At 51.1% G+C, this 21,879-nt stretch carries 33 protein-coding genes, 1 tRNA gene and 4 pseudogenes; 21 read left to right on the top strand and 17 right to left on the bottom strand.

Features of this window, described 5'->3' with window-relative positions; all coding sequences use genetic code 11:
* The first annotated feature begins 10 nt into the window (after nt 1–10).
* Nucleotides 11–913, top strand: a complete 903-nt coding sequence (locus ACQ86N_RS08505) for an MBOAT family O-acyltransferase (RefSeq protein WP_431214781.1) — start codon at nt 11–13, stop codon at nt 911–913.
* A gap of 14 nt (nt 914–927) precedes the next feature.
* Complete coding sequence (locus ACQ86N_RS08500; RefSeq protein ID WP_431214780.1) at nt 928–1,353, top strand: DUF1801 domain-containing protein; 426 nt, start codon at nt 928–930, stop codon at nt 1,351–1,353.
* Nucleotides 1,354–1,412: 59 nt separating this feature from the next.
* On the opposite strand, the gene ACQ86N_RS08495 is transcribed toward ACQ86N_RS08500, so the two are convergent.
* The 4 genes and pseudogenes from ACQ86N_RS08495 to ACQ86N_RS08480 form a co-directional block, all read right to left on the bottom strand.
* Nucleotides 1,413–1,613: a hypothetical protein gene (locus tag ACQ86N_RS08495; RefSeq protein ID WP_431214779.1), complete on the bottom strand. Its 201-nt coding sequence runs from the start codon at nt 1,611–1,613 to the stop codon at nt 1,413–1,415.
* Between the two features lie 101 nt (nt 1,614–1,714).
* Nucleotides 1,715–2,440: a DsbA family protein gene (locus tag ACQ86N_RS08490; RefSeq protein WP_431217324.1), complete on the bottom strand. Its 726-nt coding sequence runs from the start codon at nt 2,438–2,440 to the stop codon at nt 1,715–1,717.
* A 36-nt stretch (nt 2,441–2,476) separates the two neighbouring features.
* A pseudogene (locus tag ACQ86N_RS08485) lies at nt 2,477–2,743 on the bottom strand (hypothetical protein); the annotation flags it as partial.
* Complete coding sequence (locus ACQ86N_RS08480; RefSeq protein WP_431214778.1) at nt 2,722–3,285, bottom strand: hypothetical protein; 564 nt, start codon at nt 3,283–3,285, stop codon at nt 2,722–2,724. The gene ACQ86N_RS08480 and the pseudogene ACQ86N_RS08485, both read right to left, overlap by 22 nt.
* Nucleotides 3,286–3,523: 238 nt before the next feature.
* Here ACQ86N_RS08480 and ACQ86N_RS08475 point away from each other — a divergent pair, with 238 nt between their 5' ends.
* On the top strand, nt 3,524–4,384 hold the full coding sequence (locus ACQ86N_RS08475; protein WP_431214777.1) for a TlpA family protein disulfide reductase: 861 nt from the start codon (nt 3,524–3,526) through the stop codon (nt 4,382–4,384).
* A gap of 221 nt (nt 4,385–4,605) precedes the next feature.
* On the opposite strand, the gene ACQ86N_RS08470 is transcribed toward ACQ86N_RS08475, so the two are convergent.
* Nucleotides 4,606–4,830 carry a helix-turn-helix domain-containing protein gene (locus ACQ86N_RS08470; RefSeq protein ID WP_431214776.1) on the bottom strand — a complete coding sequence of 75 codons (225 nt, stop codon included), beginning with the start codon at nt 4,828–4,830 and terminating at the stop codon, nt 4,606–4,608.
* A 186-nt stretch (nt 4,831–5,016) separates the two neighbouring features.
* On the opposite strand from ACQ86N_RS08470, the gene ACQ86N_RS08465 reads away from it, so the two are divergent.
* From ACQ86N_RS08465 to ACQ86N_RS08410, 12 genes and pseudogenes are all read left to right on the top strand, one after another.
* Nucleotides 5,017–5,319 carry a cysteine peptidase family C39 domain-containing protein gene (locus ACQ86N_RS08465; protein ID WP_431214775.1) on the top strand — a complete coding sequence of 101 codons (303 nt, stop codon included), beginning with the start codon at nt 5,017–5,019 and terminating at the stop codon, nt 5,317–5,319.
* A complete protein-coding gene (locus ACQ86N_RS08460; RefSeq protein ID WP_431214774.1) occupies nt 5,316–5,603 on the top strand; it encodes a hypothetical protein in 288 nt (95 codons plus the stop codon). Before ACQ86N_RS08465 ends, ACQ86N_RS08460 begins: the two co-directional genes overlap by 4 nt.
* 48 nt (nt 5,604–5,651) lie before the next feature.
* Nucleotides 5,652–6,176: an ABC transporter transmembrane domain-containing protein gene (locus ACQ86N_RS08455; RefSeq protein ID WP_431217323.1), complete on the top strand. Its 525-nt coding sequence runs from the start codon at nt 5,652–5,654 to the stop codon at nt 6,174–6,176.
* A gap of 328 nt (nt 6,177–6,504) precedes the next feature.
* Nucleotides 6,505–6,681 carry an ATP-binding cassette domain-containing protein gene (locus ACQ86N_RS08450; protein ID WP_431214773.1) on the top strand — a complete coding sequence of 59 codons (177 nt, stop codon included), beginning with the start codon at nt 6,505–6,507 and terminating at the stop codon, nt 6,679–6,681.
* Between the two features lie 55 nt (nt 6,682–6,736).
* On the top strand, nt 6,737–7,222 hold the full coding sequence (locus ACQ86N_RS08445) for an ATP-binding cassette domain-containing protein (RefSeq protein ID WP_431217322.1): 486 nt from the start codon (nt 6,737–6,739) through the stop codon (nt 7,220–7,222).
* A gap of 185 nt (nt 7,223–7,407) precedes the next feature.
* Nucleotides 7,408–8,316: a hypothetical protein gene (locus ACQ86N_RS08440; RefSeq protein ID WP_431214772.1), complete on the top strand. Its 909-nt coding sequence runs from the start codon at nt 7,408–7,410 to the stop codon at nt 8,314–8,316.
* The gene (locus ACQ86N_RS08435; RefSeq protein ID WP_431214771.1) at nt 8,288–8,554 is read left to right on the top strand and encodes a hypothetical protein; all 267 of its coding nucleotides are present in this window, start codon (nt 8,288–8,290) and stop codon (nt 8,552–8,554) included. The genes ACQ86N_RS08440 and ACQ86N_RS08435 overlap by 29 nt, the downstream gene beginning before the upstream one ends.
* The gene (locus ACQ86N_RS08430; protein WP_431214770.1) at nt 8,554–8,694 is read left to right on the top strand and encodes a DUF6625 family protein; all 141 of its coding nucleotides are present in this window, start codon (nt 8,554–8,556) and stop codon (nt 8,692–8,694) included. The genes ACQ86N_RS08435 and ACQ86N_RS08430 overlap by 1 nt, the downstream gene beginning before the upstream one ends.
* A pseudogene (locus tag ACQ86N_RS08425) lies at nt 8,690–8,944 on the top strand (DUF6625 family protein); the annotation flags it as partial. The gene ACQ86N_RS08430 and the pseudogene ACQ86N_RS08425, both read left to right, overlap by 5 nt.
* A pseudogene (locus ACQ86N_RS08420) lies at nt 8,925–9,392 on the top strand (DUF6625 family protein); the annotation flags it as partial. The pseudogenes ACQ86N_RS08425 and ACQ86N_RS08420, both read left to right, overlap by 20 nt.
* Before the next feature lie 11 nt (nt 9,393–9,403).
* Nucleotides 9,404–9,847, top strand: a complete 444-nt coding sequence (locus ACQ86N_RS08415; RefSeq protein WP_431214769.1) for a DUF6625 family protein — start codon at nt 9,404–9,406, stop codon at nt 9,845–9,847.
* A 7-nt stretch (nt 9,848–9,854) separates the two neighbouring features.
* Nucleotides 9,855–10,085: a hypothetical protein gene (locus tag ACQ86N_RS08410; protein WP_431214768.1), complete on the top strand. Its 231-nt coding sequence runs from the start codon at nt 9,855–9,857 to the stop codon at nt 10,083–10,085.
* 239 nt (nt 10,086–10,324) lie between these two features.
* On the opposite strand, the gene ACQ86N_RS08405 is transcribed toward ACQ86N_RS08410, so the two are convergent.
* From ACQ86N_RS08405 to ACQ86N_RS08395, 3 genes are all read right to left on the bottom strand, one after another.
* Nucleotides 10,325–10,398, bottom strand: a tRNA-Val gene (locus ACQ86N_RS08405).
* Nucleotides 10,399–10,552: 154 nt separating this feature from the next.
* Nucleotides 10,553–11,242 carry a proline dehydrogenase family protein gene (locus ACQ86N_RS08400; protein WP_431214767.1) on the bottom strand — a complete coding sequence of 230 codons (690 nt, stop codon included), beginning with the start codon at nt 11,240–11,242 and terminating at the stop codon, nt 10,553–10,555.
* Nucleotides 11,242–11,721, bottom strand: a complete 480-nt coding sequence (locus ACQ86N_RS08395) for a hypothetical protein (RefSeq protein WP_431214766.1) — start codon at nt 11,719–11,721, stop codon at nt 11,242–11,244. The genes ACQ86N_RS08400 and ACQ86N_RS08395 overlap by 1 nt, the downstream gene beginning before the upstream one ends.
* A 59-nt stretch (nt 11,722–11,780) precedes the next feature.
* Between ACQ86N_RS08395 and ACQ86N_RS08390 the strand changes: the two genes are divergently transcribed.
* From ACQ86N_RS08390 to ACQ86N_RS08375, 4 genes and pseudogenes are all read left to right on the top strand, one after another.
* On the top strand, nt 11,781–12,563 hold the full coding sequence (locus ACQ86N_RS08390; RefSeq protein WP_431214765.1) for a hypothetical protein: 783 nt from the start codon (nt 11,781–11,783) through the stop codon (nt 12,561–12,563).
* Nucleotides 12,472–12,726: an enolase C-terminal domain-like protein gene (locus tag ACQ86N_RS08385; protein WP_431214764.1), complete on the top strand. Its 255-nt coding sequence runs from the start codon at nt 12,472–12,474 to the stop codon at nt 12,724–12,726. The genes ACQ86N_RS08390 and ACQ86N_RS08385 overlap by 92 nt, the downstream gene beginning before the upstream one ends.
* A pseudogene (locus ACQ86N_RS08380) lies at nt 12,687–12,770 on the top strand (hypothetical protein); the annotation flags it as partial. The gene ACQ86N_RS08385 and the pseudogene ACQ86N_RS08380, both read left to right, overlap by 40 nt.
* 40 nt (nt 12,771–12,810) lie before the next feature.
* The gene (locus tag ACQ86N_RS08375; RefSeq protein WP_431214763.1) at nt 12,811–12,960 is read left to right on the top strand and encodes a hypothetical protein; all 150 of its coding nucleotides are present in this window, start codon (nt 12,811–12,813) and stop codon (nt 12,958–12,960) included.
* A gap of 22 nt (nt 12,961–12,982) precedes the next feature.
* Here the strand turns inward: ACQ86N_RS08375 and ACQ86N_RS08370 are convergent, their stop codons facing one another.
* A complete protein-coding gene (locus tag ACQ86N_RS08370; protein ID WP_431214762.1) occupies nt 12,983–14,512 on the bottom strand; it encodes a sulfatase family protein in 1,530 nt (509 codons plus the stop codon).
* A gap of 18 nt (nt 14,513–14,530) precedes the next feature.
* Between ACQ86N_RS08370 and ACQ86N_RS08365 the strand changes: the two genes are divergently transcribed.
* The gene (locus tag ACQ86N_RS08365) at nt 14,531–15,052 is read left to right on the top strand and encodes an acyl-CoA thioesterase (RefSeq protein WP_431214761.1); all 522 of its coding nucleotides are present in this window, start codon (nt 14,531–14,533) and stop codon (nt 15,050–15,052) included.
* 3 nt (nt 15,053–15,055) lie between these two features.
* Here ACQ86N_RS08365 and ACQ86N_RS08360 read toward each other — a convergent pair whose 3' ends face one another.
* From ACQ86N_RS08360 to ACQ86N_RS08350, 3 genes are all read right to left on the bottom strand, one after another.
* On the bottom strand, nt 15,056–15,202 hold the full coding sequence (locus ACQ86N_RS08360) for a hypothetical protein (protein ID WP_431214760.1): 147 nt from the start codon (nt 15,200–15,202) through the stop codon (nt 15,056–15,058).
* Entirely contained in the window at nt 15,195–16,763 is a 1,569-nt protein-coding gene (locus ACQ86N_RS08355) for a hypothetical protein (protein WP_431214759.1), read from the bottom strand. Before ACQ86N_RS08355 ends, ACQ86N_RS08360 begins: the two co-directional genes overlap by 8 nt.
* Nucleotides 16,764–16,854: 91 nt before the next feature.
* Complete coding sequence (locus tag ACQ86N_RS08350) at nt 16,855–17,634, bottom strand: lysophospholipid acyltransferase family protein (protein WP_431217321.1); 780 nt, start codon at nt 17,632–17,634, stop codon at nt 16,855–16,857.
* Nucleotides 17,635–17,722: 88 nt separating this feature from the next.
* Here ACQ86N_RS08350 and hxpB point away from each other — a divergent pair, with 88 nt between their 5' ends.
* Nucleotides 17,723–18,418, top strand: a complete 696-nt coding sequence (gene hxpB, locus ACQ86N_RS08345; RefSeq protein ID WP_431214758.1) for a hexitol phosphatase HxpB — start codon at nt 17,723–17,725, stop codon at nt 18,416–18,418.
* Nucleotides 18,419–18,471: 53 nt separating this feature from the next.
* On the opposite strand, the gene ACQ86N_RS08340 is transcribed toward hxpB, so the two are convergent.
* From ACQ86N_RS08340 to ACQ86N_RS08320, 5 genes are all read right to left on the bottom strand, one after another.
* The gene (locus ACQ86N_RS08340) at nt 18,472–19,122 is read right to left on the bottom strand and encodes a S1 RNA-binding domain-containing protein (protein WP_431214757.1); all 651 of its coding nucleotides are present in this window, start codon (nt 19,120–19,122) and stop codon (nt 18,472–18,474) included.
* Nucleotides 19,119–20,231 carry a 30S ribosomal protein S1 gene (locus tag ACQ86N_RS08335; RefSeq protein WP_431214756.1) on the bottom strand — a complete coding sequence of 371 codons (1,113 nt, stop codon included), beginning with the start codon at nt 20,229–20,231 and terminating at the stop codon, nt 19,119–19,121. The genes ACQ86N_RS08340 and ACQ86N_RS08335 overlap by 4 nt, the downstream gene beginning before the upstream one ends.
* Nucleotides 20,232–20,449: 218 nt before the next feature.
* Complete coding sequence (locus tag ACQ86N_RS08330) at nt 20,450–21,328, bottom strand: aminoacetone oxidase family FAD-binding enzyme (RefSeq protein ID WP_431214755.1); 879 nt, start codon at nt 21,326–21,328, stop codon at nt 20,450–20,452.
* Nucleotides 21,329–21,339: 11 nt separating this feature from the next.
* Nucleotides 21,340–21,708, bottom strand: coding sequence for an NAD(P)/FAD-dependent oxidoreductase (locus tag ACQ86N_RS08325; protein ID WP_431214754.1), 369 nt, complete (start codon nt 21,706–21,708; stop codon nt 21,340–21,342).
* Nucleotides 21,608–21,862 carry an NAD(P)/FAD-dependent oxidoreductase gene (locus ACQ86N_RS08320; protein WP_431214753.1) on the bottom strand — a complete coding sequence of 85 codons (255 nt, stop codon included), beginning with the start codon at nt 21,860–21,862 and terminating at the stop codon, nt 21,608–21,610. Before ACQ86N_RS08320 ends, ACQ86N_RS08325 begins: the two co-directional genes overlap by 101 nt.
* Nucleotides 21,863–21,879 lie beyond the last annotated feature (17 nt).

Here is a 21,879-nt window from a genome sequence, read left to right as displayed (position 1 = left end):
ACAACAGCTGATGGAAGGACTCTTCCTTTTGTCCCTTGGACTGTTCATGAAAGTAGTGCTCGCCGACAGCATGCTCGCCGGCTCCGCGGATACGATATTCGGTTCACAGGGAAAGCTGGGAGCCCTCGACGCATGGACGGGCGTGCTGGCATTTTCAGGGCAGATCTTCTTCGACTTTGCCGGTTACTCCACCTGCGCCATCGGAGCAGCCCTCTGCCTTGGCTTCATCCTGCCCCTCAACTTCCGTTTCCCCTATGCGGCTATCGGTTTTACTGATTTCTGGCGGCGATGGCATATCACCCTTTCGGCCTGGCTCCGCGACTACTTATACATTCCACTCGGCGGTAACCGCAAAGGCCGCCTCAGGACCTATATGAACCTGATGATCACCATGCTGCTCGGCGGCCTCTGGCACGGCGCCAACTGGACCTTCGTCGCCTGGGGCGGGCTCCACGGTCTCTACCTCTGGGGAGAACGACTCTTCACCGACAGAAAAGACTCGCGCCTCTCCCGCGAAGGAAATCCCATTCCCGCCATGGCCGAACCGGTAAAAGCAGGCATCGGCCTGCCGGCGTCTAACAGATGGGCCTATGCGCTATTGACATTCCTTCTCATCAATATTACGTGGGTCTTCTTCCGGAGCCCCACCTTCACCGGCGCCGGCAACGTGCTCCAGTCTATGTTCGGGATGGTCCATGAAGCTACCCCGCTGCTCACCACCATCGCCATCATCAAGGTAGCCGTGATCGTCGCCGCGATGCTCGTCGCCCACTGGCTGATGCGCAACACCACCATCCTGGACCTCATCCGTCGCCTCCCCTGGTGGGTCACCGGCCTGTCCTGGTCGCTAATGCTCATCCTCCTGATCCTCAGCCAGGAGAGCAGCAGCTCTTTTATCTATTTTCAATTCTAACCATCCATACCGGTATGACCGTACAACAACAGATCGAAGAATATATCGCCAGCCAGCCCGAACCAAAACGCACCGACCTGCAAACCCTCCACCAACTCACATTGCACATCACACCAACAGGCAAACTCTGGTTTTTCGACGGCAAAAACAGCGACGGCAAAATTGTCAGTAACCCCAATATCGGCCACGGTTCCTACACCATAAAATATGCCGATGGCTCAACCAAAGAATCCTTCATCATCGGCCTGAGCGCCAACACCACCGGCATCTCCGTCTACATCCTCGGCCTCGCCGACAAAACCTACCTGTCCGCCACCTTCGGCAAACAACTCGGCAAAGCCAGCGTCACCGGCTACTGCATCAAATTCAAAACCCTCAAAGACATCCACCTCGATACCCTCGAATCGGCCATCCGGTACGGCCTCGCCGCCCACAAATAGAACAAGGCCGCAGCCGACCTGGTAAGTCGACTCCAGCCTTGCGGATAACAACAGGCAGGCTAACAGGTGCCCGTCGCGCAGTAGCATGACCCGCTGGAAGACGCCCTGCATGAACCGATCGTGTTATCTGAAAATAAACACTGGGTGCAATTGCACCAGGCGTCACAGCCGGCTTCGCTGCCCGCCATAATTTTCTTCATTTCGGCGCGGCTTAATTTCCCCTGAATAGCCGCAAGACTGATCTTCGTTGTCTTTTTCATTTTTTCTATTTTTAAAGTAAACAATGGTTACAACGACATTCTCCCTTTCCGATCCGCCGCAGGAATGTCGATGCGGTAACATCGGCGCAGGACCACCGGACTCATTCCCAAAGAAAATATTTTATATCATCAATGTTAAAAGCACTCGGTAGCCGGTATCCGTTATAAAAGATGGTTGGAGTCTGGGCTACCTTCATTTCCTTACACCAGGACGACATCGCCTCAAGGTAGACGCCTTGTTTTGCCAGCTCGCCATTTAGCGGGTATTTGGCTGCAAAAAGGGTGTAGTCCTTCTTTTCCGCCAGATACCAGTCATCCAGCGCCTGTTTGGTCAACCTCCTGTCGCCCATTCCAGCCAAAGCCATTAAATGCCTCGCAGGGATCGCGCCCTTGTCGCTGTCGTCATTTAAAGCGGTAAATATTATTTTGACCCGCAGATTGTCGTGTTGTTCAAGTAACTCCTCGATCTGCTGGTGTGCCTTTGAACAAGGGCCGCAATACGGGTTACATATTTTTATTAATGTATTGGCAGCTCCCGAATTTCCCATATCGATACCCAACCCGTCCGCAGGTATCGTCAATGCCATTTGTTTCTTTAGCAAAGTGTCAAATATCTCATCGCTAAATTTCAACCGCAGATAGTTCCTGTGTATGTTCTTCGCCCTTTGCATTTTAAATAGAAAGGGCTTGCCGAATTCCCAGATCAGGGCAGGTAACAGAAAACAGACGGCGGCACTGACCAATAGTTCAAAAGGATGATCGAACTGAGCACGAAACAGACCTGCGCCCATCGCATTCAGCGCTGCAATGACCAGCAGGAACTGCACACTGAGACAAAGCAGGCACCATTGTTTCGCCACTCTCCATTGGTACCAGACAGAGAACACCGGATAGGGTAAGGCCAGGATGCTCAACCACCCCAATAGTACCATGGCGCCGCTCAGGGAACCGGATGAGAATAAAAGCAAAAGAAAACTACCACTGAAATAAATAAAACCAACCTCACTCCAGCTAATCCAGTTGAATAGTCTGGATCCGGCACTGTTGAGTACAGCCCGGCAATTCGTCCTGGCCAATCCCGTACACACCTTTTGCAAAAAGAGGGTTATTATCGTCCAGCTTCGTACCATAGTAACAATAGAGTAACAACAACTCCCGTCAGGAAAATGAAAAATTGAATATATACGCTCGAAAGCGAAATCGGGCCAATTCTATCGATCCTGGTCCGGAAAATATGAAATGATGCAAATAGCAATAGCACCAATAATGAACCCTGGATCAGGGCTCTGATGCGGCCATGCTTTCTGACCTTACGGAATTCTCCCTCGTCTTCACCGGAGCTTTCATTGGGTTCGGCCAATAAATAAAACCCTTCCCAGATCTTAAAGAACTCCTCTTTTCTCTCCACGATGTATCTTTCGTATCCCTTCGGGAAATACACTACTTCGGTCTCCGTAACATCCTTTACTATGGCAAATGGGCTGTCCAGGTCACGAACGGGCGCCAGAAAGGGGACCGATAATTGGTTGATTTCCTCTTTATCAATACGACCCGCGGCATTGGGTATGCGCCACTTCGATAAGCTGTCGCTGATACAAAGCAGGCTGGGCCAATTCGGATGACTTTGCAAGGTTTCGTCTACAGTCGCATAGTTCACTTTTACGCCTAACAATCGCAGATAGTTGATTACCGCTCGAACAGTGGGATTATATTCTAAAAGCATAATTCAGACTTATAAATCGATGAATGCGGAACAGGTACTAGCCAAATCTAAATTTGTCCTCATTCATTACCAAATTACGATGAGTTGAAAAAATCAATAAGTCGATACCTTTATCCCGATCCGACGATAATTTTCTTAAATTTGAATAACACTAAAGGTCTGCCGTATGCGGTCAATATATTCGCTGATGCTGGTATTCTGTCTATTGGCGATAGCCACAAATGGACAGGAGACGCAACTGCGTCCCCTCAACATCGGTGATGCCGCGCCGCCCCTTCGGATGCGTGCATGGCTAAAGGGTACACCAATCCATGGCTTCGAACGAGACAGAGTCTACATAGTGGAGTTCTGGGCCACCTGGTGTGGACCTTGCATTGCGGCGATGCCTCATCTCTCCCAGGTAGCAGCTAAATACAAGAGGGCGGTCACCGTTATTGGGGTCGATGTGATGGAGAAAACGCCTGCGATGAATTCCCTAAGGGCATTTGTAGACAGCATGGGAAGCGCGATGAATTACTCAGTAGCGGCAGAAGACAGCACTTTTATGACGACCACCTGGTTGAATGCTTCGGGGGAGGCCGGCATACCCGTCTCTTTTGTCGTAAATCAGGAGGGAAGGGTGGCCTGGATCGGGCACCCTAACTCCCTTGATAAAGTCTTGCCTGGACTATTGAACGATAGCCTGAACATTGAAAAAGCATCGGTCGATCGGAAATTGAACAAGCGATGGGAAGCACTGGATGATTCAGCAGGTGATGAATTGCGATATTATAAAGCCGATCTCGAAAAGCGCGCTCCTGAGAAATCGGATTCATTCCTGTTAAGAAGAGTTAACGAAATAGTTGAAAATGAACCCGATCTTAAATATGCGCCGAACGTTGCCGCCTGTACTTTTAATTTGCTGCTCAAAACGGACCCGCAAAAAGCCTACGAGTATGGCAAAGTTTTCATGGTGACGTCGACTTATCGCACTCCTCCTTATTATATCATATTCAACAATGTCAAGTCGTATTCTCGAAACACTGAGGCTACCGCCCCGGATTTATGAATTGGGCGCCGAAGCTTTATCAGGCCAGGATCGACGACTCACCGAAGACCATTGACCTTCCCAACACGTATCATATTATAGCGGACTGGTATTGGCGCGCACACGACACATCGAAGGCGATAGCTGCCGAAGAAAAAGCCATCGAAGCCTTGAAGACTGGAAATCATGCACCAGCAGGCAGTTTAGCCGCATTTGAGTCCAGGCTGCAACTGTACAGGAACTTAGAAAAGACTTACTGAGGTGGAATAGAATCCAAATATCTCTTCGCACTCTCCACTTGTATATCCCAGCACCATCAATATCTCCTCCACTCTTTCCGGACGTAGATTGCCGTGGTTTTCAAGTTTCGAATATCGCTGCTTACTAATATTCATTTTTTTCGCAATCGTTTCCTGTTTCATTTGCCTGGTAATGCGAAGCAATCTGATATCACGGGTGGTAAACATGGATTAGGTTTAATGTTAACTAATGTAAATTTTTCTTCCTAATAAAAAAAATAATTCGGCTAAAGGATACTGCTTATTGACTTTTTCAAGAGCGAAAATCGGACGGGTCTGGCCAACTATTTTTAAATTACCTACCGGCTCGATAACCGCACTCACAGAATATAATTGAATGAGAAATTCTAAAAATTGAAATTCCCCGTCTATAGACAACTTGATGCGATGGATTGTGGTCCTGCCTGTCTTCGCATGGTCGCTAAGTATCATGGAAGAGTGGTCTCGCTGGACCATCTCAGGCACAAATCACAATATGCAAAAAATGGGGTATCGATGCTCGGCCTCGCCGACGCCGCCGAAAGCATCGGGCTGAGGACCGTAGGCGCCAAACTTACATTCGACCAGTTGATAGAGGACGCAAAACTACCCGGGATCATTCACTGGAAACAATATCATTTTGTAGTCCTGACACCGGACTCCACAAAAATAAATTGACGATCGCCGATCCCGCTAAAGGATTGATCACGCTTGACAGGGAACAATTCCTCCAAAACTGGCTTTCGACAAACGACAACGGATTGATGAAGGGTACTATTCTTTTGTTAGAACCCACGCCTACTTTTAAAGAATTGGACTATGAAGGGAGGAATGACAGCCCCAACAAAAAGATAGGATGGGAGCATCTATTCGCATATGTAAAACAGCACCGGCGATACCTGTTTCAAATAATTTTGGGGTTCCTGATAGCCGGAGTACTGCGGGTTTTTTTCCTTACCTGACTCAAAGTATCGTGGATACCGGTATCGATAGCAGGGATATGAAGCTTTATACAGGTCATTCTGGCAGCTCAGCTTATGCTACTTTTCTCACAAACCCTGGTCGAATTTATTCGAAACCGTCTACTATTGCATATCAGCACCAGAATCAATATTGGTTTGCTTTCAAGCTTCTGGTCTAAGATGTTAAAATTGCCGTTGACCTTTTTTGACAGCAAACACCCCGGGGACATCATTCAACGATTAAACGATCAGCAAAGGATCGAAACCTTCCTGACAGGGGCTGTAGTAAATACACTCTTTTCTGTATTCAGCATCGTTGTATTTTCGCTAGTGCTACTTCAATATAGCGTTGGCATATTCGGCATCTTCGCTGTCGGAAGCGTTTTATACGTATTGTGGATCTTCTTCTTCCTAAAGTATCGGCGCAAGCTGGACTATCAAAGATTCTCAGTCGCAGCAAGAGAGAATAATGCGACGATGCAGTTAGTTTATGGAATGCAGGAGATAAAACTCAACAACGCGGAAAACACCTATCGGTGGGCATGGGGAAAGCCTAAAGGCGAGTCTGTTTAAACTGAGCTTTAAAAGCCTGACTCTCGACCAACTTCAGCAAGTCGGAGCTTTCTTCTTCAACCAGGGAAAAAATATCCTAATTACTTTTGTGTCGCCCAACTGGTTGTAGACGGATCTCTGACGATGGGCATGATGCTGGCGATCCAGTATATTATCGGACAGTTGAATAGCCCAATCCGAGCAAATTATTGGATTTACGCAACGCGCGCAGGATGCAAAAATATCTCTGGAACGGCTAAACGATATCCATTCGCTGGACGATGAAGAACCCTCAGACAGGCAATTCAAAAAATACCTGCCTGAAAGACATGGCATCAGGGTCAGGAATTTGTCTTTTACCTACGCAGGCGCGGGCAATGAACCCGTACTGAAAAATATTAACCTGTCGATACCTCAGGGGAAAGTAACGGCTATCGTAGGAACCAGCGGAAGCGGCAAAACAACTTTAATTAAATTGCTGCTACGCTTTTACGAGACGTACCAGGGTGAAATTTTCCTCGGGTGATTCCAATTTAAAGACGGTAAGCCCCAAATTCTGGCGAGGCGTATGCGGCGCTGTGATGCAGGACAGTTTTATTTTCAATGCCGACATTAGGAAAAATATTACGGTTACCGATGATGCGATCGACGAAGAACGACTTATTGAAGCCTGCCGGACAGCAAATATTCTAGACTTTATAGAATCACTGCCATTGGGTTTTTATACCCAGCTCGGAGCCGAAGGCACGGGCGTCAGCGGCGGCCAAAGGCAAAGAATTACCATTGCCCGGGCTGTATATAAGAATCCGAAGATCATCTTCTTCGATGAAGCGACCAACTCCCTGGATGCCAACAATGAAAAAGTGATACTCGAGAACCTGCAGGCGTTCTTTCACGGGAAAACAGTAGTAGTAGTAGCACATCGGCTCAGCACGGTAAAAGAAGCCGACAAGATCATTGTACTCGAAAACGGAGTGATCGCTGAAGAAGGGAATCACACGGAACTGACCCTAAAAAAAGGGAAATACTACAATCTCGTAAAAAATCAACTGGAACTTGGAAACTGAAGTAACGAAACAGCTGAGCCATCCCGTCAACAAGGCAATTAACAACGCTTCTCCCACGCAAACCGCTTTCGGGAACGTGACCGAAATGGATGAGATCGTCTCGGAAAAGCCTTCCCCTGATCGTCCGGTGGGGCATCGGTTTCCTTTTTCTTGTCCTGCTTTTTCTACTGGCGCTAACCTGGTTCATGAGATACTCTGATATTGTTGAAGCTAAAGGGCACCTGAATTCGATCAATGCACCAAAGGAACTGGTAGTTCATAATACTGGCAAACTGATGAGATTATTCGTAAGAGAAGCGGAAACTGTCCATAAAGATCAGATTGTCGGCTACATGGAGAGCGTCGCCGATCCGGAAGAGGTAATAATTCTTTCAAACTACCTGGACAGTCTTGGCGCACAACTGAGAGGTGAAACTACCCATCGGGTGATCGATTTGCTGCCGGCGCCCTCCTTTAATCATCTGGGAGAGATTCAGTCACCCTATCAGATCTTTATTCAGGCATATACCAGCTTTATGAACTATCTCAGGAATGGATTTTACCTGGAAAAGAGAAGGATGCTGAATACTGATATGGGGTATTTAAAACAAATGCATTCAACTTTAATGGACCTGCAACTATTAACAAAGCAGGATCTTGCCCTGTCGGATACCACTTTTGACGCTCAGGAAATCCTCAATCAGGGAAAAGTAACCTCTGCAATGGAGTATCGGAATGAAAAAAGCCAACATATAGGCAAAAAGATGTCGCTGCCACAGATTTTAATTTCAGTTATAAATAACGAAAGTGCGCAAAACGAAAAACTGAAGGAGATAGCTGAACTTGACAATCAAATACTACAGCAAAAAGAAATATTTACTCAAGCCACCAATACCCTGAAGAGTCAAATTGGAGAATGGAAAAGAAAATACATCATCAGTGCACCCATCGACGGCGAAGTTAATTTTTCCTCATTTATCCAGGAAAATCAGCAGTTAAAACAAGAACAGGTACTGGCTTTTATTAATCCGGCCAATTCGAGGTATTATATAGAAGCAGTTATATCGCAAAATAATTTCGGTAAAAGTGAAAAGCGGTCAGCAGGCATGGGTTAAGTTCCCGGCCTATCCCCACGAAGAATTTGGAAAGGTAAAAGGAAAGATCGATTTTATAAGCAGCATTTCCACGGATAGCGGCTACCTGGCAAGGCTAACACTTCCTGAAGGTTTGATTACCGACTATAAAAAAGCCATTCAATACAGGACAGGTCTGACAGTTCGAATTGACATTATTACCAATAAAAGGCGCTTATTGGATAGACTTTTAAGTAGTCTAACAAGCAAATTTGACTAGTGAAACGAAAAGCACAATCTAAGATCATAATTTTTATTTGCTACTTCGGTAGCCTGCCGTGGTATTTCGATTTCTTTCTGCATTCCTGCAAATTCAATTTTAAGATTGATTTTTTAATATTTTTCAGACTGCGGGTATAACGGCTCTTTACCCGCGAACGTCAAAATAGTCAGAAAGTCATTGGGTGAATTACGGGTAATGGTCAGCCGCAAATTAGGATTTGAGGTCAATTTGGATTTCCCATACAAACTGTGCGACTTCAAGCCGGCGTATGGTGAGATCTTTTCAGAATATATAGATGACTATGAGTTTTGGGGCCAAAGTGACATTGACATTGTCTATGGAAATATTCTGAGGCTTTCTCACAAAGGATTTCCTTGCAAAATATGATTATATAAGCCTAAGACACGACTATACGACCGGATGTTTCGCAATTTATAGGAACAATAACACGGTCAACACCCTTTTTATGCGAAGCAAAGACTATGTGAAGGTCTTTTCCGGAAATAGGCATTTTTGCTTTGACGAATGCAATTTTGTGCAGGATGAGCTAACGGCCGGCAAGTCCATATTTGATCTTGAGACTGAAATTGAAAGTTTCACTCACATAGTCAGGAGAGCGCAGATCAACCATGAGATCAGGGCCCATTTTGACTTCATGCTTATGGAAGGGCTGCCGGGAAAAATAAGATTCGAAAACGGGAGGATTATTTATAAAAACCGTTTCGAATGGCATTCTTTATCATCTCTATTGGCTGAAGAGAGTTTATCAGCCACGAAATATCCGGTCAGCCATTCCCGACACCTATTTTATCAGTCCCTCCCGCATTTACTTTAAGTCGAAGAGAAATGAGTAACTTTAAACACAGAATTGTCATTTTCGTCTGTTACTATGGTACATTTCCCTGGTATTTCAAGTACTTCCTGCATTCCTGTAAATTTAATCCCTCTGTAGATTTCATTATTTTCACTGATATTCCCTGCAAAGAGGAACTTCCTGACAACGTATCTGTTGAAATAAAGTCGCTGAATGACATTAGAACATTGGTGAGTGAGAAACTCGGATATGCTGTAAATATCGATACCCCCTACAAGCTTTGTGACTACAAACCGGTGCTGGGTTTAATTTTTAATCACTATGCAAGTGGATATGATTTTTGGGGGCAATGCGATATCGATATTATTCTGGGGGATCTTCGTAGTTTTATGGATGAAGGGTTTTTGAATGCCTATGATTTCGTGAGTTGTCGGGACACCTGGGCGACTGGGCTTTTTTTCAGTGTTCAGAAATAATGAGAAGATGAATACCTTATTCAAGCGCGGTAAGGATTCCCGAAAGGTATTTTCTGACCCAAAGTATTGGGGGTTTGACGAGTTCAATTTTAAGCACTTTTTGATCGATCAGGAACACTCCGTTTGGGACGTGGAGACAGAGATAGAAACATTTACACTGATCGTTAGAAATGCCCAAAAAAGTGGAGAAATTCAGGCCCATTTCGATTTTATCTGTTTGGAAGGCTCTCCCTGGTAAAGTGAAGTTTGTCAACGGAAAGCTAATCTATCATAATAGATTCGAAGCCATACTTTATCATTTATATGCTCTAAAGAGGATATATTCACCGGTAGTGAGGAGAGAGACGGATACCCGAAACATTCCATATCAGCCAAACCAGGATCTACAACGGATAAAACCCGCATAACAAACTGTCAACCAATCCATTTCAGGCAAAAAAAAGCGCATCGAATGACGCGCCTTCAACTTTAAATTCGTGGATCGTACAGGATTCGAACCGGTGACCCCTTCCATGTCAAGGAAGTACTCTAACCAACTGAGCTAACGATCCTTTCACTTCATCCCCGGGACCCCTTCCCCTTTGGGACTGCAAATTTGTTGTAAATTTCGTTATTTACGCAAAAACCGGGGCAAATTTTTACATTCCCCTCCTCTTCATTTCCTTCTTTATCAACCCCAACTCCCTCCCCGTCTGCCCCGAAACGCTACTCATTCTCCTGCGCCCGCCGCATCAGATAGGGGATCACATCCCGGATCGGCCCGAACGGCAGGTACTTGCTTACCGCACAACCCGCCTTCGCCAGGTTGAACGTAATATTATCGCTCATCCCATAAAGCTGCGAAAAATGAAGATGCGGATGCGAAAGCGAAAGCCCCCGGTGCCGCATCAGCTCAACAGCCAGTAAATTACTCTCCTCATTATGCGACGCAACGATCAGCGCGATCCGCTCCAGATTCGCGACACAAAACTCCACCCCCAGATTGTAATCCCTGTCGGTGGCCTCCTTGTCCGCCTGTATGGGCGACGCATACCCCATCTCCTCCGCCCGCCTGCGCTCTTTTTCCATATAGGCTCCACGAACCAACTTAGCCCCAAGAATGAAGTCCCTCTGCTCCGCCGCCTCATGCGAGTCTTTCAAAAACGCAAGCCGGTCCCAGCGATATAATTGTATCGTATTGTAGACCACTACCCGCCCCCTGTTGAACTGCTCCATCATCAGGATCGTCAGCACGTCCACCGGGTCCTGTATCCAGGTCTCCTCTGCATCCACCAGCACCCCGACATTCTTGTCGGCGCCCGCCCGGCAGATCTGCTGCATCCGCTGACTAACCCGCTGCCACTCTTCCCTTTCCGCCTCCGTCAGCCCCGCCAGCGCCCGCGTATACCGCTTCATCAGGCTCCCCGTCCCCCACTCTTCATGGCCCCATCCAGCCTCTCCAGCAGTCCAAAACGAGCAAAGCCAGTCACTTTCACGCTCATCAGCGGTATATTCGGCTGCGTAGCCGCATATTCGATAACCCGGATAAACTCGGTTTTGGCATGATCAAACCCCTCTTCCCCCTCATCACCCCCTTCCACCCCATAATCCAGGATCACCTGGACATGATACCCCCCCAGCTTCTTCGCCACCGCAGCCGTCTCTTCCAGCGTCTCACCGCCCACAAACTGTGAGAAGATCGTCCCCCTTATCAGCCCCTTCACCGGCAACCCCGCCCGGATCATCCAGGGCGTCAGCCGGGTCCCCAGCTTAACCAGCGAGGAATAACCCATACTGGAAAACAAAAAGGCGGCTTTCTTTAATTCCTTGTCAGACTTGTATTCGAAGGCATTGGCGGTATTCTCGAAAGAGACAGGGGCTGGCTCTGTATTCATTATCTGTCGGACCTTGATTTTGGCGGCAAAGGTAAGGAAATCCCGCTCCGTCCCGCTATTTGGGACCACCGGTTAATATCCTGCTACTATCCGCCAATTCACGGACACTACCCCATAACCCCTATCTTTGCGGCCACCATGACCATCCTCCCATACCGATATCTACAAGTTCAGCATCCCGATGCACCCCCTTCACCATCGCCACGGGCACCATGCACTACGCCCAGAACATCCTCATCCGCGTCCACACCGACGCCGGATACTACGGCGTCGGAGAATGCTCGGCCTTCCCCATGATCGTCGGCGAGACCCACGGCTACCTGCTTCGAAATGGCAAAGGACTTCGCTGCCCTCTGGAAGGCAAAGACGCGCTGGCCACCAGCCAGCGCATGCAGGAACTCCACGACTTCACCGCCTTCAACGCTACCATCAAAAGCGCATTCGACATAGCCCTCCACGACCTGGCCGCAAAAGCCGCGGGCCAGCCACTCTATAAATTCCTCGGGGGAAAGAAAAAGGACATCGAAACCGACCTCACCATCGGCATCGACACTCCGGAAAACATGGCTCAAAAGGCGATAAAATTTAAACAGGACGGCGTGCGTATGATCAAGATCAAACTGGGCCGTACCGCCGATGAAGACATCCTGCGCGTCCGACTCATCCGCCAGGCCGTAGGCCGGACATCATCCTCCGCATCGACGCCAACCAGGGCTGGGACTTTGAATCCGCCAAAAAGCCCTCGGAGAGATGGGCGATCTCGGCGTCCAGTTCTGCGAGCAGCCCATGCGCACCTACAACGACCCGCACTTGCCCGAACTGCGATCATCCGTCCCCGTTAAGATCATGGCCGACGAAAGCGTATTTCATCACTACGACGCCCTCCGCCTCATCACCGACAGGGCCTGCGACTACGTCAACGCATCAAATTTGCAAAATCCGGCGGCATCCTCGAGGCTGCCCGCATCAACGCCGTCTGCGAACAGCGCGGCATCCCCTGTATGATGGGCGGTATGCTGGAAAGCCGCGTCGCCCTCACCGCCTTCGCCCAGCTCGCCACTGGCGCACGACAACATCATCTTCCACGACATGGACACCTGCATGCTCGGACACAAGACCGATCCCGTCACCGGCGGGGTTCGGTACAGAGGCTATTTTCTGGAGATACCCGATACACCCGGCCTCGGCGCCGACGCAGACGAGTCCTTCCTGCAGCAATGCGAAAAGGTCACGGTCTGATCGCGCGGAAACTACCGTCTGATCACTTCATGTCCATCATGCCCAGCGCCTCCCGATCGTCGTACTGGACGATCAAATCCCGCAACTGCCTCTTCAACCCGGCAATCACACTCTCATATCCCTTAGACCCATATAGATTCTTCAACTCATTGGGGTCACTGTCCAGATCATACAATTCCCAGAAATCAGCCGGACCGTAGAACCTCGCCAGCACCCACCTCTCTGTCCTGATCCCAAAATGCGGATAGACATGATGCGGCTGCGGGTACTCGTAGTAGTGGTAATACATCGCCTTCCTCCACCGCGAAGCAGCCGCACCATCCCCCTTTAACAGCGGCAAGAACGAAACTCCCTGCATATCCGCCGGCGCCTTTATCCCCGCCATATCCAAAAGAGTAGGCGCCCAGTCCACGTTCAGCGTGATCGCCGAAACCCGCGACCCCGCAGCCGCCACGCCCGGGTACCGCACCGCGAAAGGCGTTCGCAAAGACTCCTCATAGATCCATCGCTTGTCAAACCACCCATGCTCGCCCAGATAGAACCCCTGGTCCGAAGCATAAACTACCACCGTATTGCGCGTCAAGCCCTTCTCGTCCAAAAAATCCAGCACCTTCCCGATATTCCGGTCCAGAGAACGCGCGACCGACAAATAGTCTTTCATATAACGCTGATACTTCCAGCGCACCAGCGCCTCGCCGGTATCCTTACGATCGTCGAACTCCCTGCTGATCCTGTTCTCGTAATAATCGTAAAATGCCTTTTTCTGTGAGGGGGTGAACCGGTTGTAGATCCCGCCATGCTCATAGTCCGCGTGTACCTTCAGGTCCTCCTTCAGACGCATCGTCCTTGCGATTGTCATATCCTGATCCGCCGCCGCCCGCCGGCCCTGATAGCGATCATCGAATGTCGAAGGCAACGGCAGATCCGTCTTGTCAAAAGCTCCCAGATCCTGAAGATCGGGCAGCCATTCCCGATGGGTCGCCTTCTCCCCCATTATCAGCATAAACGGCCTGCTTGTATCCCGGGCGTTCAGCCAGTCTTCGGTCATCTGCGTGATGATATCGGTCACGTATCCGTTCACCCGCGTCGTGTCTTTTGGACCAATGATATCCGGATTGTAGTATTCTCCCTGCCCGTTTAGGATCCGGAAATAGTCGAAACCCTTCGGTAGATTCCCCAGATGCCATTTCCCGATCCACGCCGTCTGATAACCATGCTCCGCCATCAGCGCCGGAAAAACAGGCTGATCGGTATTAAATCTCTTCTCGTTCAGCGTGTATCCGTTTTTATGACTGTATTTCCCCGTAAGCAGACTGGCCCGGCTGGGACCACAAATCGAATTGGTCACCATCGCGCGTGTAAAAAGAACACCTTCCTTCGCGATCCGGTCTATATTCGGCGTCACGGCCAGCCGGCTCCCATAGGCGCTGATCGCCTGATAGGCATGATCGTCGGATAAAATAAAAATAATATTGGGCCGCCGCTGCGCCAGCAAAGGCCCGCCGGCACAATAAAACAGGAACATTCCGGTCAAAACGATATATCTCTTCATCTGTTATATATTTGCAGTATGAAAACCCAGGCAAAAACGTCCAAAGAATCCCTGATCATTATGACCGAGCTGGTCCTGCCCAATGATACCAACGTCTTTGGCAACCTCATGGGTGGCCGCCTCATGTACTGGATGGACATCGCCGCCGCCCTGTCCGCCGGCAAACACTGCAACGCCCCGGTCGTCACCGCCTCCGTCGACAACATCTCCTTCGAAAACCCCATAAAACTCGGCAACGTCGTACACATTGAAGCAAGGGTCAGCCGCGCCTTCAACTCCTCGATGGAAGTACACATGAAGGTCTGGGGCGAAGACCATACACAGCAATATAAATATAAGAGCAACGAGGCCTACTACACTTTCGTCGCGCTTGACCCCAACCGCCGCCCGCGCCTCGTCCCCGAACTCATCGCCGAAACAGACGAAGAGCGACGCATGTACGACGGAGCCCTTCGCAGACGACAACTGCGCCTCATCCTCGGCGGAAAGATGAAACCCGAAGACGCCGGTGAGTTAAAGGCTTTCTTCCTCAAGTCGTAAACTTCAATACACCGAAGCCACCGGCACCACCTCCGCCTGCCCGAACGCCTCCCGTGCCCGGGCCCTGTATTCCGCCGCACCTTCCTTATGCTGCACTTCAACGCTCTTCGCCAAACCCACCAGCGACCATCCGCATCCCGGGTTATGCACCAGATCTTCGCGATAGACCTTCTCTGCATCCGCCGGCCTCCCCAACTGCAGTAGCCTTGCCCCCAGATACTGCACTGGCTGGTAATAACCAGTCCTTCGGCTCGGAGTAGGCCATGGCATCTTCCCGCTGAACCGCGCGGCCAAGGACGGCGACCGCCTCATCGGCCTTCTTCTGAGAAAAAAGCAGCTCTCCTTCCAGGATGCCCGCCGCAACGGATGCTCCCTCAATAGGCGCATTCCCCGGCAGTCGCCGCACCCTTAGCGCCGGATCCTTCAGACGCTCCCGCAGGTTGTCGAGACAACGCTGCGCATCATCCGTGCGCCCCGTTCGCACAAAAGCCATCCCCCTCGCAAAATCGCTGAGAAGCCTTGCATTCACCCAACGCCGATCCGGCAAAGCCCTGTCAAGTATTTCCTGCCACCTGCCCATCCTCACCTGTCCGACGACGGGGATCATATACAGATACTGCAGATAAAGCCCGGGAGGCGCGCCCGTAGCCCCTGCCGTGACGATCTGCTCACACTGCGCTCCCGCCTGCATGGCCTTCTCATACATTCCGCCGGTCATCGCGCAATAAGCTTCTACCGCATAATAGTGTATGACCCTCGGCGTAAGATGCAGCTGCGGAGCCATTCCCAAATAACCCAGTTGCGCCGCGCTCGCCGAATCATTGACCATCACGCCCTTTCCGAATAACCCGGCACGCTGATAGGAATGACTCGCCATATGCACCATATGCGCGACGCCTGGCATTTCGCGTTTGAGCCGGTCGGCGCTTGAAAGCGTTTCCTCCGGATGCCGCGAGGCCTCCAGCAGATGGATATGGTAGTGGAGGGCGGCTGGATGATCCGGGTTGACGGCAAGGATGGCCTTACAAAAGTTGACGAGTTCCGGCGTCCAGGCTTTTGAATTCCCTTCTCCGTCCCACATATCCCAGGCATGCTCGACCATTACCCCGTCGATATAAAGCGCTTTTATGTCCAGGTCTTCGGGATAATCGCCCATCAGGGCCTTCATATGCTCCGAATAGGCCCTGTTTAGCGCAATCCTGCGGCTGTCCGTCGTATCTTCCGAATATTTCTCAGCGAGCGCAGCGATCAGCCCCTTCTCCTTCGCGGAAGCGGCGCCGGACAGTTCCCGCATCCGCGCCAGTACCGGCAATACCTGCGCCGGCTCCTTGTAGTAATAAGTGTCATTGTAATAGGGGCCCATAGCCAGCGCCTGCCCCCAGTAAACCATGGCGCAATTGCTGTCCTTGACCGCGGCCTCGCGGAATGACGCGAGCGATTCCTTAAGATGATAGCTGTAATAGAGGCTCAGCCCCTGATCGAAATAATACTGCGCGCTGTCGTCGGCAGTGGAAATACGGTATTGATAGTGTCCCCAGCCTTTGAACGCTGGAGCATAACGTCCACCGGCATCCGGCCCGGCGTCCGCCCCGGCAGACCCAGGCCCGCATCCCACAGCCTCTCCCTCCAAACGCTCCCGCGGACCCATCCTTAATGAAACAAACAATAACAGCAAAAAGGGCAACGGACAGATTAGGAGTATCCTTTTCATAAAACCCGTTTTTGCAAACTCGAAAGTCCAGCCTCCATCCTCCGCCACGCCACCGCAAGCGGCGGCTATACCGGGGCCGATATCTGCGCCGCTATCGCGTCGCGACCTCCCTCCGGTCGGTCCAGTGATGCGCCCCCTTCATCATATATTTCTTACTCTGTTCGATGGCGTCCATCACCTGAGCCAGGATCTCCTCCACCGGGGCCTCATAGTCGATATTCAGCGGTTCCTTGAACGTTACAGACAACTGCACTCCTTTCTTCTTAAACTTGAGCCCCTTCTTGTCGAACGCGCGCCAAAATCCGCTGATGACCACAGGCACCACGATGGGACGCTGTTGCTTGATGATATGAGCGGTACCCTTTCGTCCTGGCGCAAAGGCCTTCGTCGTGCCCTGCGGGAAAGTAATCACCCAGCTGCTCTCCAGCGCCCGGAATATCTTCCGCGTATCGGAAGGATCCAATCCCTTACGTACTTCAGAGGTTCCGCTGTTCCAGGTCCTCTTTACCGTCAGGGCGCCGGCCATCGTAAAAAGACGGCTCACCCACGAAGCCTTCATCGTTTCTTCCGCCGCTACATAATATACGTTTGTGAAAGGGTTGAGCAGATAATAAGGCACGCCTAGCCTGTTCTTCTTCCTCCATTTGACCGCACAAAATATATGGAGGAAAGTGATCACATCCGCAAAATAAGTCTGGTGATTGCTGACAAAAAGGACATTGCCCCTGGGCAATTCGCGTAAATTTTCCGTCCCGCTGATCTTTAGACGGTTCACAATTGTCAGTCCGGGGTAAGAAATCATCCCCACAATGGCATATACCAGCTTGCGCACAAGGCGAAAGCCCTTCAAACGTTCTCTCAGTGGAACCATCACGTGTATTGGCGTTTCATCGCCAGCTTCGAATGTACGCAAAACTATTGGACTACAGAGTCATCTCATCTCACTAACTTTGAGCCCTATGCAACTCAATACTGTTATCTTCGATATGGACGGGCTCCTCATTGACTCCGAACCCTGCTGGCAGGAGGCCGGTATGGAAACACTTCTCCAGTTCAACGTTACCCTGACTCCCGTCCAGTACCACCACACTACAGGACTCCGCACCCGCGAATGGCTGGACTATTGGTTCACCCACTTCGGGATCGACAAGGCGACCATCCCCGCCGCCGAAGCAGCCCTCCACAAAAACGTTATCGGAAAGATCCTGACAAACGCCGCCCCCCTCCCCGGGGTCCACGAAGCGCTGGAATACTTCACGGCAAAGCAATTCCACATCGGCCTGGCCACCTCTTCTCCCCTCTCCCTCGTTCACGTCGTCGTAGACAAGTTGAAGATCGGCAACTACTTCGAAACCGTCGCCTCCGCAGAACACCTTCCCTACGGCAAACCCCATCCCCAGGTCTACATGGACTGCATCCGCGCCCTCAACGCCAACCCCCTCCAGTGCCTGGCCTTCGAAGACTCCTTCAACGGCCTCATCGCCGCCAAAGCCGCCCGCATGAAATGCGTCTCCATTCCAGTCCCCGACCAGTCCCACCTCCCCAAATGGGGCGCCGCCGACCTCAAACTAAACTCCCTCCTCGAATTCAACGACGACCACCTCGCCGCCCTCCGGGGCGAACCCCGAGTTCGCCGGCCGAAGGCCCATAATTAAATAAAAAAGGTCCCGGTTAGCACCGGGACCTTGTATTTTCAGCGTTACACTAATTAGTGCGCAGCACCTTCTCCACCCTGATTCTGATCCTTCTCCTCCTGCTTGAGCTTCTCCTTGATAGAAGCCAAAGCTCCAAGATCACCAAGCGTCGGCTTCTCAACCTTGCTCTGGATATTCTTGACAGCCTTACGCGTCTTATCGGCATCAACCCTTGCTTCCTTCTTCGCAGCTTCCTTCTCTTCAGTCTTCACCTGTTCCCAGATGCGGGTATGAGACAGAACGATACGCTTTTCATTGCGATCGAACTCGATCACCATGAACGGAGCCGTTTCGTCAGCCTGTACCTGCTTGCCATCTTCCTTGTTAAGGTGACGGTTGGGGGCAAAGCCTTCGAGACCATAAGGCAGCTGTACGATGGCGCCCTTGTCGTCCTTACGGATAACAAGACCTTCGTGGACGCTACCAACAGAGAAGGTTTCCTCCAGAGCATTCCAGGGATCTTCTTCCAGTTGTTTGTGTCCAAGCTGCAGCTTGCGGTTGTCCTTGTCGATACCGAGGATCATCACGTCGATGTGCTGACCAACCTTCGTATACTCGGACGGGTGATTGAAACGCTTCAGCCAGCTCAGGTCGCTGATATGGATCATACCACCGATGCCAGGAGCCAGTTCCACGAATACGCCGTAGGGAGTAATGTTCTTCACCAGACCGTTGTGACGGCTGCCCTGAGGAATTTCTGCTCGATCGTGTTCCGGGGATCTTCGCTGAGCTGCTTGATGGACAGGCTCATCTTGCGGGCTTCCTTGTCGAGGGTAACCACCTTCGCCTGATGCTCGTCGCCCAGTTTGAAGAATTCCTTCGCGTTGATCGGAGTATTCGCCCAGGTGATCTCACTCACGTGAACCAGACCTTCTACGCCCGGCATGATTTCCAGGAACGCACCGTAGTCTTCGATATTGACAACACGCCCCTTGACGATCTCGCCTTCCTTGATAGTCTCAGGCAGCACGTCCCACGGATGCGGAGTCAGCTGTTTCAGACCAAGGCTGATACGCTTCTTGCCGTCGTCGAAATCCAGAACTACAACCTGCAGTTTCTGGTCCAGCTTCAGCACCTCGCTCGGATGGCTGATACGTCCCCAGCTGATATCCGTGATATACAGCAGACCGTCCAGACCGCCGAGGTCCATGAACGCACCAAAATCGGTGATATTCTTGATCGTACCTTCCAGTACCTGTCCTTTCTCCAGCTTGCTGATGATCTCTGCACGCTGTGCTTCGATATCGCTTTCGATAAGGGCCTTGTGAGATACGACAGCATTCTTGATCGCTTCGTTGATCTTGACGACCTTGAACTCCATAGTCTTGCCGACGAACTGATCGTAGTCCGTAACGGGCTTGACGTCGATCTGGCTACCGGGTAAGAACGTCTCCATACCAAATACGTCGACGATAAGACCACCCTTGGTCTTGCTGGTAACCGTACCAGTAACCACTTCGCCGGTTTTGTGTACTTCCACGATCCTTTCCCATGCACGCGTGATACGGGCCTGCTTGCGGCTGAGGTGCAGATGACCTTCCCGGTCTTCCTTCTCGACAACCATTACTTCCACTTCGTCGCCAGTCCTCAGATTAGCGAGATCGCGGAATTCGTTCAGGGACACCAGACCATCGCTCTTAAATCCGATGTTGACTACCACGTCCGTCTTGGTCAGACCCACAACCAGGCCCTTAACCAGCTCACCGTCGGTGATAGCTACGAACGTATTCTCATACACCTTGTCATACTTTTCTTTTTCTTCCTTGGTGTACACAGCTACGTTCCTTTTGTCAATGCTCCAATCAAAATCGTCATGCGGAGTCTGCACGAACGCAGGTACTTTTGGTGTCGCTGTAGCCTCGGCAGTAGCAGTCGCCAGCTTCCGGAGTCTCCTGTGATTCAGCGTTTGAGTTAACAATATTATTTTCAGACATAATAAAACCCCGAAGTTTTTGATTCGGGGCTGCAAAGATACGAAAAAATCGGCTGATTTCAACACCATCCCGGAGTCGCCGCGCGCTCGCGGTTCAGCTCCCCGGCACCCGCAGCTAAAGCCTTGGCCATCAATGCCTCCGGATCATCGACAAAAACTGTCACCAGCACAATCGTCCGCCAACCCCACCACTGTATCCGCCGCCACCCATCCACTCGTCCACGCATGCTGAAAATTGAATCCCCCGTTATCCCATCCACATCCAGCGTCTCTCCCGCAAAAAACAACCCCGGCACCTTCCGGCTCTGAAAACTCGACGGGTCCACCTCCGATAGCCGAACCCCTCCCGCCGTCACAAACTCCTCCTTGAAGGTAGTCTTTCCCCCAACGGTAAACCCGCCTGCACAAAGCAAACTCACCAGCTTATTCTGCTCCTTCGATGGCAGGTCGGACCAGCGAACGCTTTCTCCGACACCGGCCGCAGTCAAAAAATACTCCCACAGCCGCTGCGGAAGTCCAAAGGGGTTTTTCCCTCCTACCATTTGCGCCGCCCGCTCGTAGCGCATGTCCTGCATCCGCTCACGCGCCGCCTGTTCGCTATGATCGGGAACCCAGTTGACCTGTATCTGAAACTTGTACCCGCCCCCGGCAGTTCCCCTCGCGCCCCAGGCCGAGAGCCGCAGAACAACCGGACCGCTCATCCCCCAGTGCGTTATCAGCAAAGGGCCCTTTTCCGTCAATTTGCTCCCTACGATCTTTACCTGCGCCTCCGGCACCGACACGCCCATCAGCCGCGTGATCGGATCACCCGGCATGTTAAAGGTAAACAAAGACGGTACGGGCTCCTCTACCGTATGCCCCAATCTCCGGATCCATTCAAACATCTCCGACTTCGGATACCCCCCGCACGCAACGCAAACAAAATCCGCCTCCAGCACGCGCCCATCTTTCAAAACGAGGCGAAAACCCGGGCCACCACCCCGGGCACCATCCTTCCCCCCAACAACCCCGGCACCACCACCCGGGGCAACCCCGGCACCATCCCCCCGGCAACCGCCGAAACCACCTCAGCATGCTGCCAGATCTCCACCCCATACCTGTTCACCTCCTTCATCAAACAATCGATAACAGTCTGCGAATCATCACTCACGGGGAACATCCTCCCATCCTCCTCCCTCTTCAACTCCACTCCCCTCTCCCTAAACCATTCTATAGTATCACTCGTGAACCATCGGTGAAAGGCCTTCCGCACAAAATGCCCGCCCCTGGGATACCTCCTCGGCCATCTCTCCAATGTCAAAACATGCGTGCGTGACATTACACCTCCCGCCGCCGCTCACCTTCACCTTGCTCAATAGCTTACCCGTCTTCTCCAGCACCATCACCTTCAGGCCGGGAGCCCTGCGCGCCGCGTTGACAGCACAAAATATTCCCGCGGCGCCGCCACCAACAATGATCAGTCTTTTACTCATAAAAAAAGCCCCTCGGA

It is taken from the genome of Puia sp. P3 (assembly GCF_050632245.1).
Lineage (GTDB): Bacteria > Bacteroidota > Bacteroidia > Chitinophagales > Chitinophagaceae > Puia.
This window is presented reverse-complemented; position numbering and strand designations above follow the sequence as displayed.

What these genes read in the sequence shown, in the direction of transcription:
- ACQ86N_RS08410 (WP_431214768.1), top strand. Translation starts at nt 9,855, where the DNA reads ATGAATACCTTATTCAAGCGCGGTAAGGATTCCCGAAAGGTATTTTCT.
- hxpB (WP_431214758.1), top strand. Translation starts at nt 17,723, where the DNA reads ATGCAACTCAATACTGTTATCTTCGATATGGACGGGCTCCTCATTGAC.
- ACQ86N_RS08470 (WP_431214776.1), bottom strand. Translation starts at nt 4,830, where the DNA reads ATGTTTACCACCCGTGATATCAGATTGCTTCGCATTACCAGGCAAATG.
- ACQ86N_RS08475 (WP_431214777.1), top strand. Translation starts at nt 3,524, where the DNA reads ATGCTGGTATTCTGTCTATTGGCGATAGCCACAAATGGACAGGAGACG.
- ACQ86N_RS08495 (WP_431214779.1), bottom strand. Translation starts at nt 1,613, where the DNA reads ATGAAAAAGACAACGAAGATCAGTCTTGCGGCTATTCAGGGGAAATTA.
- ACQ86N_RS08375 (WP_431214763.1), top strand. Translation starts at nt 12,811, where the DNA reads ATGGACACCTGCATGCTCGGACACAAGACCGATCCCGTCACCGGCGGG.
- ACQ86N_RS08325 (WP_431214754.1), bottom strand. Translation starts at nt 21,708, where the DNA reads ATGTCACGCACGCATGTTTTGACATTGGAGAGATGGCCGAGGAGGTAT.
- ACQ86N_RS08445 (WP_431217322.1), top strand. Translation starts at nt 6,737, where the DNA reads ATGCAGGACAGTTTTATTTTCAATGCCGACATTAGGAAAAATATTACG.
- ACQ86N_RS08505 (WP_431214781.1), top strand. Translation starts at nt 11, where the DNA reads ATGGAAGGACTCTTCCTTTTGTCCCTTGGACTGTTCATGAAAGTAGTG.
- ACQ86N_RS08350 (WP_431217321.1), bottom strand. Translation starts at nt 17,634, where the DNA reads ATGGTTCCACTGAGAGAACGTTTGAAGGGCTTTCGCCTTGTGCGCAAG.
- ACQ86N_RS08415 (WP_431214769.1), top strand. Translation starts at nt 9,404, where the DNA reads ATGAGTAACTTTAAACACAGAATTGTCATTTTCGTCTGTTACTATGGT.
- ACQ86N_RS08385 (WP_431214764.1), top strand. Translation starts at nt 12,472, where the DNA reads ATGGGCGATCTCGGCGTCCAGTTCTGCGAGCAGCCCATGCGCACCTAC.
- ACQ86N_RS08355 (WP_431214759.1), bottom strand. Translation starts at nt 16,763, where the DNA reads ATGAAAAGGATACTCCTAATCTGTCCGTTGCCCTTTTTGCTGTTATTG.
- ACQ86N_RS08370 (WP_431214762.1), bottom strand. Translation starts at nt 14,512, where the DNA reads ATGAAGAGATATATCGTTTTGACCGGAATGTTCCTGTTTTATTGTGCC.
- ACQ86N_RS08500 (WP_431214780.1), top strand. Translation starts at nt 928, where the DNA reads ATGACCGTACAACAACAGATCGAAGAATATATCGCCAGCCAGCCCGAA.
- ACQ86N_RS08400 (WP_431214767.1), bottom strand. Translation starts at nt 11,242, where the DNA reads ATGAAGCGGTATACGCGGGCGCTGGCGGGGCTGACGGAGGCGGAAAGG.
- ACQ86N_RS08440 (WP_431214772.1), top strand. Translation starts at nt 7,408, where the DNA reads ATGAGATACTCTGATATTGTTGAAGCTAAAGGGCACCTGAATTCGATC.
- ACQ86N_RS08365 (WP_431214761.1), top strand. Translation starts at nt 14,531, where the DNA reads ATGAAAACCCAGGCAAAAACGTCCAAAGAATCCCTGATCATTATGACC.
- ACQ86N_RS08395 (WP_431214766.1), bottom strand. Translation starts at nt 11,721, where the DNA reads ATGAATACAGAGCCAGCCCCTGTCTCTTTCGAGAATACCGCCAATGCC.
- ACQ86N_RS08320 (WP_431214753.1), bottom strand. Translation starts at nt 21,862, where the DNA reads ATGAGTAAAAGACTGATCATTGTTGGTGGCGGCGCCGCGGGAATATTT.